General features: G+C 53.5%; 16 protein-coding genes. 4 read left to right on the top strand and 12 right to left on the bottom strand.

What is annotated here, in order from left to right; translation table 11 throughout:
• Positions 1–11: 11 nt before the first annotated feature.
• Complete coding sequence (gene alaE, locus C2U43_RS19870; RefSeq protein WP_003037259.1) at positions 12–461, bottom strand: L-alanine exporter AlaE; 450 nt, start codon at positions 459–461, stop codon at positions 12–14.
• Positions 462–1,018: 557 nt separating this feature from the next.
• Here alaE and stpA point away from each other — a divergent pair.
• Positions 1,019–1,420, top strand: a complete 402-nt coding sequence (gene stpA / locus C2U43_RS19865; RefSeq protein ID WP_103285678.1) for a DNA-binding protein StpA — start codon at positions 1,019–1,021, stop codon at positions 1,418–1,420.
• A gap of 36 nt (positions 1,421–1,456) precedes the next feature.
• On the opposite strand, the gene C2U43_RS19860 is transcribed toward stpA, so the two are convergent.
• The 3 genes from C2U43_RS19860 to C2U43_RS19850 all read right to left on the bottom strand — a co-directional run bounded on the left by C2U43_RS19860 (position 1,457) and on the right by C2U43_RS19850 (position 2,563).
• Entirely contained in the window at positions 1,457–1,636 is a 180-nt protein-coding gene (locus C2U43_RS19860) for a hypothetical protein (protein ID WP_003825999.1), read from the bottom strand.
• Between the two features lie 90 nt (positions 1,637–1,726).
• On the bottom strand, positions 1,727–2,254 hold the full coding sequence (locus tag C2U43_RS19855) for a rhodanese family protein (protein WP_032944694.1): 528 nt from the start codon (positions 2,252–2,254) through the stop codon (positions 1,727–1,729).
• Between the two features lie 9 nt (positions 2,255–2,263).
• Positions 2,264–2,563, bottom strand: a complete 300-nt coding sequence (locus tag C2U43_RS19850) for an ArsR/SmtB family transcription factor (protein ID WP_057067657.1) — start codon at positions 2,561–2,563, stop codon at positions 2,264–2,266.
• Between the two features lie 183 nt (positions 2,564–2,746).
• On the opposite strand from C2U43_RS19850, the gene C2U43_RS19845 reads away from it, so the two are divergent.
• Positions 2,747–2,905, top strand: coding sequence for a YqaE/Pmp3 family membrane protein (locus C2U43_RS19845; protein ID WP_003037242.1), 159 nt, complete (start codon positions 2,747–2,749; stop codon positions 2,903–2,905).
• A gap of 95 nt (positions 2,906–3,000) precedes the next feature.
• Positions 3,001–3,450 carry a peptidoglycan-binding protein LysM gene (gene lysM / locus C2U43_RS19840; protein ID WP_003037241.1) on the top strand — a complete coding sequence of 150 codons (450 nt, stop codon included), beginning with the start codon at positions 3,001–3,003 and terminating at the stop codon, positions 3,448–3,450.
• Between the two features lie 12 nt (positions 3,451–3,462).
• Here lysM and csiR read toward each other — a convergent pair whose 3' ends face one another.
• The 7 genes from csiR to C2U43_RS19800 form a co-directional block, all read right to left on the bottom strand.
• Positions 3,463–4,149, bottom strand: a complete 687-nt coding sequence (gene csiR, locus C2U43_RS19835) for a DNA-binding transcriptional regulator CsiR (protein ID WP_032944692.1) — start codon at positions 4,147–4,149, stop codon at positions 3,463–3,465.
• A gap of 45 nt (positions 4,150–4,194) precedes the next feature.
• A complete protein-coding gene (gene gabP / locus C2U43_RS19830) occupies positions 4,195–5,595 on the bottom strand; it encodes a GABA permease (RefSeq protein WP_032944690.1) in 1,401 nt (466 codons plus the stop codon).
• Between the two features lie 147 nt (positions 5,596–5,742).
• Positions 5,743–7,026: a 4-aminobutyrate--2-oxoglutarate transaminase gene (gene gabT, locus C2U43_RS19820; RefSeq protein ID WP_103285676.1), complete on the bottom strand. Its 1,284-nt coding sequence runs from the start codon at positions 7,024–7,026 to the stop codon at positions 5,743–5,745.
• A 25-nt stretch (positions 7,027–7,051) separates the two neighbouring features.
• The gene (gabD, locus tag C2U43_RS19815) at positions 7,052–8,500 is read right to left on the bottom strand and encodes an NADP-dependent succinate-semialdehyde dehydrogenase (protein ID WP_103285675.1); all 1,449 of its coding nucleotides are present in this window, start codon (positions 8,498–8,500) and stop codon (positions 7,052–7,054) included.
• 23 nt (positions 8,501–8,523) lie between these two features.
• Positions 8,524–9,792, bottom strand: a complete 1,269-nt coding sequence (gene lhgO, locus C2U43_RS19810; protein ID WP_103285674.1) for an L-2-hydroxyglutarate oxidase — start codon at positions 9,790–9,792, stop codon at positions 8,524–8,526.
• 17 nt (positions 9,793–9,809) lie between these two features.
• On the bottom strand, positions 9,810–10,787 hold the full coding sequence (glaH, locus tag C2U43_RS19805; protein ID WP_048215707.1) for a glutarate dioxygenase GlaH: 978 nt from the start codon (positions 10,785–10,787) through the stop codon (positions 9,810–9,812).
• Positions 10,788–11,035: 248 nt separating this feature from the next.
• The gene (locus C2U43_RS19800) at positions 11,036–11,653 is read right to left on the bottom strand and encodes a short chain dehydrogenase (protein ID WP_286583196.1); all 618 of its coding nucleotides are present in this window, start codon (positions 11,651–11,653) and stop codon (positions 11,036–11,038) included.
• A gap of 83 nt (positions 11,654–11,736) precedes the next feature.
• On the opposite strand from C2U43_RS19800, the gene C2U43_RS19795 reads away from it, so the two are divergent.
• A complete protein-coding gene (locus C2U43_RS19795) occupies positions 11,737–12,633 on the top strand; it encodes a LysR family transcriptional regulator (protein ID WP_032944682.1) in 897 nt (298 codons plus the stop codon).
• Positions 12,634–12,724: 91 nt separating this feature from the next.
• Here the strand turns inward: C2U43_RS19795 and C2U43_RS19790 are convergent, their stop codons facing one another.
• Positions 12,725–14,239, bottom strand: a complete 1,515-nt coding sequence (locus tag C2U43_RS19790; protein ID WP_003826025.1) for a tripartite tricarboxylate transporter permease — start codon at positions 14,237–14,239, stop codon at positions 12,725–12,727.
• Between the last annotated feature and the right edge of the window lies 1 nt (position 14,240).

Here is a 14,240-nt window from a genome sequence, read left to right as displayed (position 1 = left end):
GAAGAAGCGTGTCAGGCTTTAGCCTGATGATAGCTGCTGACCTTAAACAAGCGGCGGCAATAATCAAGAAAGTAGCCATAGACAGCGCCCATCAGCATTGACACCACGATGTTCGAACTTACTGCAGCCGTAATCTGATGCCAGTCTGCGCCAACCGTCAGCAGAATAATCACATACACCGGCGACTGGAAGGTGACATAAGCCAGCACATCCGCCAGATTTTTTGCCCATCCTGCCTGCGTGGCTTTACGGGCCGCGCGCATGAACAAATCACGATACATGCCGTATGGCCACGCGATCAGTATGTTGACAGGGATAGCGACTAATCTGGAATACAGCGACTGTTCGAAGCTCATTCCAGAAAGGAATATTTCGATCAACATGTTCACGACAGAACAATAAACAACCATCGCGAACGTGTCTGCTACTGCATGACGCAAGCGTGACTGCGGAGAGAACATGTTAATGCTCCTTGTAAAAAGGGGAAAAAAGGTTTTGAATACCTTAACTGCTAGTGATTTGTCTTGCTGCTTTCGCTTTTTAATAGGATATCTGCCTGGATAATAACTAGCAACTAGCTGAAAATTTTTATTTATTGTCTTTTTGTCGATAAAATGCTCTGTAATGGTTTGTTTTTTGTTCGTTTTGGTGTTTTCGTTGCTGTGTTAATTAAAGTCTTTTTAGATCAAAGAGTTATTGTTGCTTGTTTTTCTGAATTTTTTGCGCTCCTTTTCTGAATGTTGACTGATGTGCAATAGGTATACTCGTTGGTTCCACGAGATGCTGTGGCTTGTTTCTTAAGTGATGCGCTGAGATACCTTGCAGGTATATTCAAAGCTGCAATCAGGGTAATAGAATATATTGTCTGGGCGATAGCAGAATGGATGCTATAAATATCAGAGTTGGCTATTTGTTTAATGATAAACGAATAAATTAGACTGGAAATGTAATAATTGGTTGCATACAATATTTAGCGTAATACCGTTTTTATGTTTTACGTTAAAGAGGTTTTGTTAATATGAGTTCAATGTTAAAAAACTTAAATAATATCCGCTCGCTGCGTGCAATGGCGCGTGAATTTTCCGTTGATGTACTGGAAGATATGCTTGAAAAATTCAGGGTAGTGACCAAAGAACGGCGCGATGAAGAAGAACAACTACAGCGCCAACGTGCAGAACAGCAGGCAAAAATTAATGCCTTGCTGGCGCAGATGCAGGCAGACGGGATCAGCCCGGAGGAGCTGCTGAGCATAACACCTGCGACGGCACGTTCAGTTACAAAACGCCAACCGCGCCCGGCGAAATATCGTTTTATCGATCTCAATGGTGAAACGAAAACATGGACCGGACAAGGTCGCACACCGAAGCCAATTGCCCAGGCGCTGGCTGCCGGTAAATCTCTTGATGACTTTTTGATCTAATTGCGAAGGCGGTGAGGAGATCCTCACCGCTTATTTTCAGCAAACGCCGAAATCACCCTCTTCGGTATATCGCGTGACATCAGCTGCTTTCAGCGTGAATTTATCACCGCTTTCATTACTGGCTTGTACCGCCACAATTTGATCGTCATTGACTTCGACAACCTTCAGTTTTGGACCGCCCATACGCGGTTGAACCAGATCGCCAGGTTTAAACATATTGTTGCGCTCCTTTATTTATCATTTATCGCAGAACTCACCATAGATCACGTCAACCGGCGGGTACAGCGCTGTTTCAATGATTACCGCTTAATGAGTACGTCGGTTCCAGGGCATGATGTCCAGTAATCGCGCCATACCGCAAAAGCCGGTTACGCCAGCGAGTATCAGCCCGGCGCCCACAAAACCGCTCAGCAGGAAGAAGGCGCTGCTAACGCTATAGCCCAGAATAACGCCGAGTAGGGCAAGGCTGCCTGCGGCTATCTGCACCTGACGCATCAGCGGTAACGGTTGTGAACTGTCTTTCGCCACCGGCAACCCTGCGGCTTTCCAGCCGTCAATTCCACCTTCCAGCAACCAGACCTGCGCGGGTGCGGCGATGGCGCTCAGTTTTGTTGCCGCATTTTGTGTACGTTTGCCTGACTGGCAGTGAAAAATCACCTGCTCGGCGCGTAAATTCGCTGGCAGCGATCCCTGCTCAAGCGCGGGTAATGGCGCCAGATGTGCCTCAGGAATATGCTCGTGCAGATACTCGTCAGCATCGCGGATATCAATCAGTTTTGCACCCTGCGCGACCAGTGTCTGCGCTTCGCGTGGGGAAATCGTCCCAATAGTCATGATGGCTCCTTATGGGCAATACAGTGTTTTTAATGTGGCGATCAGCGAATTCACGGCCGTATTTTTAATGGAGTAGAGGATGCGCTGGGCATCGCGCTGGCTTTCTATCAGACCTTCTTCACGCATACGCGCCAGATGCTGGGATGTGGCGGAAGGACTAAGGCCGGTAACACGGGCTAACTCACCCGCGCTGGTACCGGGTGAACCACAGAGCATGCACAAAATCAGCAACCGTTTCGGGTTACTCATCGCTTTTAGCAGGGCGGCAGCCTGTTCAGCGCTGGCCTGGAGTTGTTCAAGTTCAGTCATATGTATTTAAGTATTGTCTAAATTAAGTGTATTCTAAAATAAACAGCCAACGTACGCCAGCGTAAAGAGCGTAAAGGAGGGTAAAACAGCAGGGCGAGACGGGAGGAGTTAGCTACACTGATTAATCTTAGAGATAAAATCTCTTTTTAAACAATGATTAATTTTTGCTTGTAGGGAGTGTGTATGGGTTTTTGGAGAATCGTTTTTACTATTATTCTGCCCCCGCTTGGCGTGCTGCTGGGGAAGGGATTCGGCTGGGCATTTATCCTCAATATCGTTCTGACGCTGCTGGGCTACATTCCTGGTTTGATCCATGCCTTCTGGATACAGACGCGTAATTAATTCCTTTCTACTACGGCGCTTCGGCGCCGTTTTCTTTGTGTCCCTTTCTCCTCTGCTACACTTTTGGGTGTTGATTGTTAATTACCGAGGTGGATATGGGACTCTTCAATTTCGTAAAAGATGCAGGTGAAAAACTGTGGGATGCGGTCACTGGAAACCATGACACAGCCGATCTGGCAAAAAAAGTGCAGGAACACCTGAACAAAACCGGCATCCCTGATGCGGATAAAGTGGACGTGCAAATTAATGAAGGCAAAGCCACTGTTTCTGGTGATGGATTAAGTCAGGAAGCGAAAGAAAAAATTCTGATCGCGATTGGTAATATCTCTGGTATCGCCAGCGTAGATGATCAGGTTAAAACTTCTGCACCCGCGAGCGAAAGCCAGTTTTATACCGTGAAATCAGGGGATACCCTGAGCGCTATTGCCAAACAGGTTTACGGTAATGCCAACCTGTATAACCAGATATTTGAAGCGAATAAACCAATGCTAAAAAGCCCGGATAAAATCTATCCTGGGCAGGTTTTACGTATTCCGGAACAGTAATGTTATTCAGGCTTATTGCGTCAGTAATTTACCGGACATAGCCTGTTGAATAATCGGAATCGGCGTCAGCAAGTGCTGGCGCATTAATTCGCTGGCGCACGTGGCATCACGTGCCAGAATCGCTTCGGTCAGCGTCTTGTGCTGATCGTGTTTGTCTTCCAGCATTTCAACCGACAGCACCGTTTTACGTAGCCAGATAAACCGGTAGCGCGCCGCCAGAGAGAACAGCCGTTCGCGCATTTGCAGCAGATATTGTGAACCACAGCCAGCGACAATCGCCGAGTGAAACGCCTGATGGCGCTGATCCCACTCGTCGAGCATCTGTTCGCTGGCGTCAATGGCTTCAAGCTTACTGAGCATATGCGCGCGCGCCAGAATTTCAGCTTCCCAGGCGTCGTCGCCGCGTTCAATGGCCAGCGCGACCAGCATGGCTTCCATATTGGCGCGGGCATCGAAAATATCGAGCAATTCCTGCTCTGACATCGGGGCGACACGATACCCTTTCTGATTAACTACTGTCACTAACCGCTCGGCAACTAACTGCGAAAGCGCTTCGCGCAGCGGTCCCACGCCTAGCTCATAGCGTGAGGTTAGCAGACTCATACGCAGTTTTTCATCAGGCTGATACACACCGCGGATGATGTCGTTCTTCAGCCAGCGGTATCCATCAATGGCCGTCGGTTGGGGAATGGCGGTCATGGTCATACTCCTGAAAGGATTTCCCGGCCTGCGCCGGGAACAGGTTTAATGCGTATTTTGCAATGGTGCTTTTTGCCACGATAGCAGTTTTTTCCAGCGTGACATAATGGGCACGGTGCAAATAATTCCTATGGCTAACAACCCGGTAGAGATAACTTCCAGCTGTTGGGCCGGGCGAAACAGCATGACCACCAGCACAAAGATAATAAACGCGATGACCAGCCAGGTAAGCCACGGATAGAGCCACATTTTCAGTTTAATTTCACCGCCTCGCGCCAGCAGGATTTTGCGCATCCGCAGTTGAGAAACGGCAATGACCAGATACACCAGCAGCGCGATGGCACCGGAGCTGTCGATCAGGAATTTAAACACCTTGGCCGGGGCGTAATAGTTGACGATGACGGTGAGGAACGCAGCACCTGTCGACAGTAATACCGCCACATAAGGTGTTTTGCTACGGTTCGTTTTACCCATAAAGGCGGGGGCATCGCCACGGCGGCTCAGGGAGTAGAGCATACGCGATGACGTATACAGCGCGGAGTTAAGACAGCTGGTCACCGACAGCAAAATGACGCAGTCCATGATCAATTTCGCGTGCGGGATATGCAGTAGCTCCAGCACCGAGCGATAAGAACCGACTTCTTTCAGGCCCGGCATGTTCCACGGGATCAGCGCCACCACCACAAAAATAGAGCACAGATAGAAGATAGAGATACGCCAGATAACCGAGTTGGTGGCGCGAACGATATGTTTATCCGGGGTATCGGATTCGGCGGCGGCGATGGTAACTATCTCTGCGCCCATAAAGGAGAACATGGTGATTAACATCGCGCTGATCACGGCGCCAAAACCGTTGGGCATAAAGCCGCCCTGATCCCACAGGCGTGAAACTCCGCTAACCTCGGCATAAGGGTAGAAACCGCTAATCGCCGCCGCACCGAGGGTAATAAACGCCAGAATGGCAACCACTTTGCACAGCGCCAGCCAGAACTCGAACTCACCGTAATTTTTGACGCTCAGCAAATTACTGCCGGTTAACGCCAGCGTGATAACCAGAGAAAACAGCCAGATAGGAATGCCCGGTACCCAGGAGTGCAGAATGATGGCGGCAATATTCGCTTCCAGAGGGATAACTAACACCCAGAACCACCAGTACAACCAGCCGATGGTGTAACCCGCCCACGGGCCAATGGCCTTATCGGCGTAAGTGGAAAAAGAACCGGTATCCGGGGTGGCAACGGCCATTTCGGCCAGCATGCGCATAATCATCACCACCAGCAATCCGGCGAACAGATAGGCTAATAATACTGCGGGACCGGCTTCTGCAATCGCCACACTTGAACCGACGAACAGACTTGCGCCGATTACCCCGGCAATAGACAGCATGGTGACGTGACGTGATTTCAGCCCGCCCCCTAAATCATGTGATTGTGACACTTGCCCCATCTTTAAACCTCGTTATTGTTATTGACGTCGCTTCCTGCACCTTACCCGTAGGCCCGGTAAGCGTAGCGCCACCGGGCATCACAACATTGCCGGATGGCAGCGCTTGCGCTTTATCCGGCCTACAATTTCCCGTTTTTATTCGGGGGTTTAACCTTGCTTTGCCTCGGCAAAACATTGGGCGATAATGTCCAGCCCCTGGCGGATTTGCGCATCTTCAATAGTCAGCGGGACAAGAATGCGCAGCACGTTGTAGTAAGGTCCGCAGGAGAGCAGGATTAGTCCTTTCTCGCGTGCACGCGCCACCACTTCCGCAGTCAGTTTGGCGTCTGGTTTCGTGTGGTCGCCGTTTTCGAACAGTTCGATAGCAATCATCGCGCCCAGCCCGCGTACGTCGCCAATCTCGCGATGGGTTTCCGCGATAGCCAGCAGGCCTTCGCGCAGGGTTTGCCCCAGCTCGTTGGCTTTTTGCAGCAGATTTTCCTGTTCAAAAATGTTCAGTACCGCCAGCGCGGCGGCGCAGGCAATTGGGTTACCGGCATAGGTACCGCCCAGACCGCCCGGTGGGATTGCGTCCATGACTTCGGCGCGTCCGGTCACGCCCGCCAGCGGGAAGCCTCCGGCGATGGATTTGGCGAAGGTGGTGAGATCGGGCGCAACGCCCATCTGCTCCATGGCAAACAGCGTACCGGTACGGCCCGCACCGCTCTGTACTTCATCGGCAATCAGCATGATCCCGTGTTCGTCACAAATGGCGCGCAGCCGTTGCATAAAGGAAGGAGAGGCTGCGTAAAAGCCACCTTCGCCCTGAACGGGTTCAATCACGATGGCGGCGACGTCTTCTGGCGCGGCATCGTTTTTGAAAATGCGGTGAATGCTGGCGATAGCATCATCTTCACTGATGCCGTGCAGCGGGCAAGGATAAAGCGCGCGATACACGTGGCCTGGCATCAGCCCCATTCCGGCGGAGTACGGATTGACTTTCCCGGTCAGTGACAGGGTGTAGTGGGTACGACCGTGGTAAGCGCCGCTAAAGGCGATAGTCCCCGTACGCTTGGTGGCGGCGCGGGCGATTTTCACCGCGTTTTCTACCGCTTCAGAACCGGTGGTCACCAGCAGGGTTTTCTTGGCGAAATTACCCGGCACTTTCTTGTTCATGATTTCACACAGCTCCAGGTACGGCTCATAGGCCAGCACCTGGAAACAGGTATGAGACAGCTTTTTCAACTGCGCTTCTACCGCAGAGACGATCTGCGGGTGCAGGTGACCGGTGTTCAGCACCGCAATACCGCCAGCAAAGTCGAGGAATTCACGGCCTTCAACGTCCCAGACCCGACAGTTTTCTGCCCGCTCGGCAAAAATAGGGTGGATCTGGCCTACGCCACGGGGAACGGCGTTGCTGCGACGTTGCATAAGTTCTTTGTTGGTGCTCATCAGGTGTTCTCCAGTATTTGTTTTATTAAAGGCCGATGCACATATATTTGATTTCTAAGTAGTCTTCGATGCCGTATTTCGATCCTTCACGGCCAAGACCGGAGGCTTTTATCCCCCCAAACGGGGCGACTTCGTTGGAGATAATGCCGGTGTTAATCCCGACGATGCCGTACTCCAGCGCTTCGCCAACGCGGAAGACGCGGCTTAAATCACGGGCGTAGAAATAGGCGGCCAGACCAAACTCGGTGTCGTTGGCCTGAGCGATGACGTCAGCTTCGTCTTTAAAACGAAACAGTGGAGCCAGCGGGCCGAAGGTTTCTTCTTTGGCGACCTTCGCGTTATCAGGCACATCTACCAGAATGGTGGGCTGGAAGAAGTTACCGCCGAGCGCATGAGGTTTACCGCCCGCGATAATGCGTGCGCCTTTATCCAGAGCATCGGCGATGTGTTCCTGCACTTTGGCTATCGCTTTCTCGTCGATCAGCGGCCCGGTGGTGACGTCAGGTTGCAGACCATCGCCGAGATGCAGCTTGCTCACCGCCTGCTGGAGTTTTTCGGCAAAACGCTCATACACGCCGTCCTGCACGTACAGGCGATTGGCGCAGACGCAGGTTTGCCCGGCGTTACGGAACTTCGATGCCAGCGCACCTTCCACGGCTTTATCGAGATCGGCATCGTCAAAGACGATAAATGGCGCATTGCCGCCCAGCTCCAGCGATACCTTTTTGATGTCTTTGGCGCACTGCTGCATTAACTGACGGCCGATTTCGGTCGAGCCGGTAAATGACAGCTTGCGCACCAGCGGGTTGCCGGTCAGCTCGTTACCAACCTCGCTTGCAGAACCGGTCACTACGCTGAAAACGCCAGCCGGGATCCCGGCGCGATTAGCCAGTTCCGCCAGCGCCAGTGCGGAGTAAGGGGTCTGGCTGGCGGGTTTAAGCACCATCGTACAGCCTGCTGCCAGCGCCGGACCGGCTTTACGGGTGATCATCGCTGAGGGGAAGTTCCACGGCGTAATCGCGGCGGTAACGCCGATCGGCTGCTTGATGACGATCAGACGCTTATCGGCCTGATGGCCAGGGATCGTATCGCCATAGATGCGTTTGCCCTCTTCGGCAAACCACTCAATAAATGAGGCGGCATAGGTGATTTCGCCTTTGGCCTCCGCCAGCGGTTTACCCTGTTCCAGGGTCATCAGGCGGGCGAGATCGTCCTGATGCTCAATCATCAGGTTGAACCAGCGGCGCAGGATATTGGCTCGCTCTTTGGCGGTCAGCGCACGCCAGGCTGGCAGGGCGCGGTTAGCGGCGTTAATCGCTTCGCGGGTTTCATCTGCCCCCATTTTAGGTACGCTACCCAATTGCTGACCGTTGGCGGGATTGGTCACCGCGATGGTCTCGCCGCTGTTGGCGTCACGCCAGTTGCCGTCGATCAGTGCCTGCTGGCGAAATAAGGTTGGATCGTTAAGTTGCATGATTGCTTCCTGTCTTAATCGGTTTAACGGGTAAATGCGGCGTGTAATGTCTCCACGCTACGTGCCGCACGCAGCGTGCGTCCGGGGTTACTCTGGTTCTCCAGCAGCGCATGAACTTTGCTGACAATATGTGCGCCGATAGGGATCGCCGACGTTGCTGCCGGAGAAGGGGCGTTACAGGTGTGAATTGAGCGTGGCGTGGTGACAAACAGAAAATCGTCGATAAGCTTGCCATCAGGTGATACCGCCTGTGCCCGTACGCCCGCAGGCCACGGCTGCAGATCCTTAAGCGTCAGGCTCGGGCAGTACTTTTGTACCAGCCGCAGATAACCGCTTTTGCACAGCGAATTCTTCATTTCGCCAAGCCCTGAGCGTAGGTTGTTTTGCAGCACGCGGCGAATACCAGAAGAGCCGAGGATCTCCAGCGTATCGCTGAGCGAGAAGTCACGTTTACGGTAGCCTTCACGTTTAAATGCCAGTACCGCGTTGGGGCCGACGGTGACGCTGCCGTCAATCATCCGGGTCAGATGAACGCCGAGAAACGGCATCGCCGGGTCGGGGATGGGGTAGATCAAATGGTTAACTATCTGATTATGTTCTGGCGCCAGGCGGAAATATTCGCCCCGGAACGGACAGATGATGAAGCCAGGTTCAACGCCGAGCATTTTTACCAGTCGGTCCGCCATCAGGCCAGAACAGCTAATCAGCGTCGCGCCTTCATATTTCTGGCCCTGACGGGTACGGACAATCACGCCCGCAGCATGCTCTTTCAGCGCGCTGACCTCGGCGTTGTAAATAATCTCACCGCCTTTAGCCTGGAAAATCTTCGCCATCGCGGCGGTGACTTCGCGATAGCTGACAATCCCGCTCGACGGGACAAAAATGCCGCCCAGTCCGGTGATATTGGGTTCACGCTCGCGAAGTTCCTGCGCATTCAGCCATTCGCGCTCCAGACCGTTAGCGGCGGTGCGATCCCAAAGCGCGCGCATGCGCTCCATTTCCAGAGCGGAGGTGGCAACCAGCATTTTTCCGCAGACGTCGTAGCGGATGCCGTTTTGGTCGCAAAAGGCTTTTGTGGCGCGATTTCCGGCCAGGCAAAATTGTGCCTTCAGGCTGCCGGGGGTGTAATAGACCCCGGCATGAATGACGCCGCTGTTGTGGCCCGTCTGGTGGCAGGCCGGGCCGGACTCTTTTTCCAGTAGCGCGATTTTGGCGTCCGGATAGATATCAATCAGCTGCATGGCGGTCGACATGCCGATAATGCCGCCGCCAATAATCACAAAATCATACATCCGCTTTTCCTTCGCGCTTACTGATGGGTCTGGTAGTGGTTGGTCGCGTACGCAAAATAACCACGCTGGCGCATCAGTTCGCGGCGCAAGTCCGGATGCGAAGTGAAACGATCGCGCCCGTGCAGCCAGAACAGGTTGTTGATCAGCAGGAATTTACCTACTGAAACCGGAACGGAAATAATGTTCTTGCTGGTTTCCAGCGCATCGGACAGGTCGCTCAGCCAGACGCCTTCTTCATAGTCTTTTGGCTGGACGAACTGGTCGATGTAGCGCATTACCGGGCGGCCCTGCTGGTCAACGTCAAATACCGGATGGAACACTTCCTGACTGACGTTTTTGCTTGGCGGTGCGGCAAAGCGCATGGCGCGACGTGCCAGAGGATGGGTAAAGTACTGCTCCAGATGCTCCCAGTCGTCGAGGTGCAGCAGCAGCGAGTTACCGCCGGTCATGTTCTGCTCGTCGATCTTCATCATCAGCACGTAATCGGTGATTTCTTCGAGGTAGGTTCCGTCGTTGTGTAATTCCATCACTCGGTGAGGCTGGCGCAGATAGCTGTCTGAGTTATCGACGTTTTTCACCACAAAACGTGCGTAATATTGACCGCTCATCGCATCAAAATTAGAGCGTCCGATGAGGTGCGCTACCGCCGTTGCCAGCTTGACCATCTCTTCCGCCTGCGCCACGTCATCTACGCCAACGGCATTGATTAGCAGTGCGCCTTCGGCACGATCGAGCAGGGTTTTCAGCAGCAGGGGCTGTAACTGATTGCCGCACAGGTCGTCGAGGATCTTGCCCACTTTGAAGCGCAAGAAGGATTTGTATTCCAGTGCCTGAACCGGCCACTGCGCGACGGCCTGCAGAAATTGCTCAGTGGTCTCAGCAGAAAAAGTCAGCTCCAGCAGGCGTGGGGATTGGGCTGAGGGTTTCAGCGTGAAACCGCTGTAGTGCTGGGCTGGATCTTCAGCGTTCGGTTTTACGGCAGTCAGTGCGTTCATCAAATCGTTCCTCTCAGTAGATTGTCAGGGAGATATGGCGCAGCTCGTTTCGTAGCCATAAATTAAAAATATCTACATTTTTGAAAAGCGCGCACAGAATGAGCTTGTTTGTTTATTATTTGTGATCAAAAGCAACAAATATTTAACATTGTGAAGGGTGTGGGTTAATGCGAGGAAAAAGATAAAGTATTTTAAAACAGTGGGTTAATCACGCTGCCGTGGGTGATGTGTCAACGGCAGCGTCAAAGTCAGTAACCGACTTTATAAATACGCCCGGTTTGGATGCCTTCCACACTGCGGCGGTAGGCGTTGGCGACGGTGGTGGCAGGCACGCTTTCAAAGCCCGGGAAGAAACTGTCGTAAGCTTCGGCGGACTCACTCAGCACGGTCGGACTTATCAGGTTAATGCGTTGACCATGGCCCAGTTCACAGGCCGCGGCGCGAACAAATCCTTCCAGCCCGGCATTGATCGTTGCGGCGTTTGTCCCCTGGGCGATGGGCTCGTGGGCGATAATGCCGCTAATTAACGTTATCGATCCGCCATCATTCAGGAAATGCTGCCCGGTTAATGCCAGGCGTATCTGGCCTAATAGTTTATCCTGAAGCCCCTGATTAAAGTCCTGGTCGGTCATGGTCGACAGCGGCCCAAAGAACAGATTACCGGTGGCGGAAACGATCGCATCTACCCGACCGACTTTTTCAAACAAGGCCTCGACACTCTCCTGCGAGGTGATATCGACCTGGTAATCACCCTGAGTGCGACCCACGCGGACCACCTCATGTTTACGGCTCAATGCTTGCGTAACTGCGCGACCCACTGTACCACTGGCACCAATAATGACGATTTTCATAACCACCTCCGCAATAGTGTGAGCCACTATTCTTTAATGAAAATGAAATCAGATAAACTGGCTAAAAGTTAGATGATTACTAACCAGGGGTTTGTAATATGGATAAACTGCGCGGCATGGAAACGTTTGTCGCCGTTGTGGAGAGTGGGAGCTTTACTTCTGCGGCGACGAGGCTCGAGATGTCTGCGGTGATGGTGGGAAAATATATCACCCAACTGGAAGCGCAGCTCGGCACGCGTTTGCTGGAGCGCAATACGCGCCGCCAGAGTCTGACCGATGCCGGACGCGTCTATTTTGAAGAAGCCCGTCGCGTGCTGGAGCAGGTATCGATAGCCGAACGTTCGGTAGAGCGTCTGCGGCTGGCACCTGCGGGAACGCTGCGCATTAGCGCGCCCACTTCTTTTGGCGCTTGCGTGATCTCGCCGCTAGCCGCTGCGTTTTTACAGACCTGGCCAGAGGTGCGTATTGAACTGGATCTCACCAACCGGATGGTTGATCTGGTGAATGAAGGTGTTGATTTGGCGATCCGCATTGGCGATATCCATCAGACTGACGTGGTGGCGAAATACCTGTGTCCCTACCGTATGGCAATTTGTGCTTCGCCAGATTATCTTGCCCGCCATGGCACCCCCCGGACGCCCGCGGATCTGGTGGATCATCTGTGCCTGTCCCATACCGTGTGGACGGCTCGCAACGAGTGGATACTGCCTGGCGTGACGGGGGAGGTCAGATGGAAGCGCGATGCGATCCTGCGCTGTAACGATGGTCATGGCCTGCGTATGGCGGCAGTAGCGGGGGCTGGGCTGTTATTGCAACCTGAGGTGCTGCTGGCGCAAGAACTGGCTACGGGGAAATTGATTCGGATCCTGGAAGGGTTTACGCCGCAGCCGCGGCCAATTCATTTGCTGTGGCGACAGGATTTGCGTCCGTTGCCTAAGCTGACACGGTTTGTTGAACATGTGCTGGAAGGAACGCAGGGGCTGCGCGGAAAATAAAAATGCCGGATGGCGTTGCACTTATCCGGCCTACAACCGAGCCAAATTGTAGGCCGGATAGGGCGCAATAGCGCCGCCATCCGGCATATTATTAACCGATATCCACCTGCGGTTTGCTGTTGCGTTTACGGATCATGCGCAGCACCGGCGGGACCACGATAACCAGTACCGCCATCACCAGCAGTACTTTCGCCACGCCGCTGGCCCACAGAATATCCATACTGCCGTTACTGATAGACAACGCCCGGCGCAGGTTCTGCTCCAGCATTTCCCCGAGAACGAAGCCCAGAATCAATGGCGACATTGGGAAGTGCATTTTACGCAGGATGTAGCCCAGCACGCCGAGGGCGACCATCAATACCAAATCGAAGGTGGTGCTGTGAACGGCGTACACGCCAACCGCGGAAACTGCCGCGATAGCCGGTACTAAAAACCACAGCGGGATGGTCAGCATGCGGGTAAACAGACCGATCAGCGGAATGTTCATCACCAGCAGCATTACGTTAGCAATCAGCAGCGCTGCAATCAGTCCCCAAACGATATCCGGCTGCTCGGTAAACATGGCTGGACCCGGGGTGATGTTGTACAGCGTCAGCGCGCCCATCATCACCGCCGTGGTACCGGAGCCCGGCACGCCGAGCGTCAGCATCGGAATAAAAGAGCCGCAGGCCGAGGCGTTATTGGCGGCTTCTGGCGCCGCTACGCCACGAATATCCCCCTTGCCAAAGCTGTCGCTGTTGCCGCTGAGCTTTTTCTCGGTCATGTAGGTGATGGCACTGGCAATGGTGGCGCCAGCGCCAGGCAGAACGCCGACGAAAAAGCCAATCACTGATGAACGCAGGGTGGCCCCTACGCACTGTGCACCTTCTTTGGCGTTGAACAACATGCGGCCCGTTTTACGCACCAGCGTCTGGCCACTGCTGGTATGTTCCAGCATTAACAATATTTCAGAGACAGAGAACAGCCCAATCACCACCACGATAAACTGCACACCGTCGGAGAGATGGACACTGTCAAAAGTAAAGCGATAAACCCCGGTGTTGGCGTCTACGCCGACGGTCGCAAGTCCGAGACCGATAAGCGCTGCCAGAAATGATTTCAGCGGATTTTGCGCCATCATGCTGCCGAGACAGGCAATGGCGAAAACCATTAAGGCAAAGTATTCCGCCGGACCGAAGGCCAGCGACCATTGGGCTAACGCCGGGGCAAACAGAATGATGCCCCCGATGGCGATAAGCGAACCAAAGAAAGAGCTGACCGCCGAGATAGAGAGCGCCACGCCGCCGCGCCCTTGCTGCGCCATCGGGTAACCATCCAGCGCGGTCATAATCGCCGCCGCATCGCCAGGAACATTCAGCAGAATGGAGGAGATGCGCCCGCCATATTCACAGCCTATGTAGACTGTAGCCAGCAGGATCAGCGCGGATTCTGCGGGCAGATGCAGCGCAAAGGCCAACGGCAGCAGAATCGCCACGCCGTTGATCGGCCCAAGGCCAGGCAACAAACCCACAATGGTGCCGACAAAACAGCCTATCAAGGCGATGACCAGGTTTTCCGGCGTCATTGCCACCGCGAAACCCTGAGAAAGATAAATCCAGGTATCCATC

Source organism: Citrobacter freundii complex sp. CFNIH9, from assembly GCF_002903305.1.
GTDB classification, from domain to species: Bacteria; Pseudomonadota; Gammaproteobacteria; order Enterobacterales; family Enterobacteriaceae; genus Citrobacter; species Citrobacter portucalensis.
Note: the sequence above shows the minus strand (reverse complement) of the source record. Positions and strands in the feature narration are given on the sequence as shown.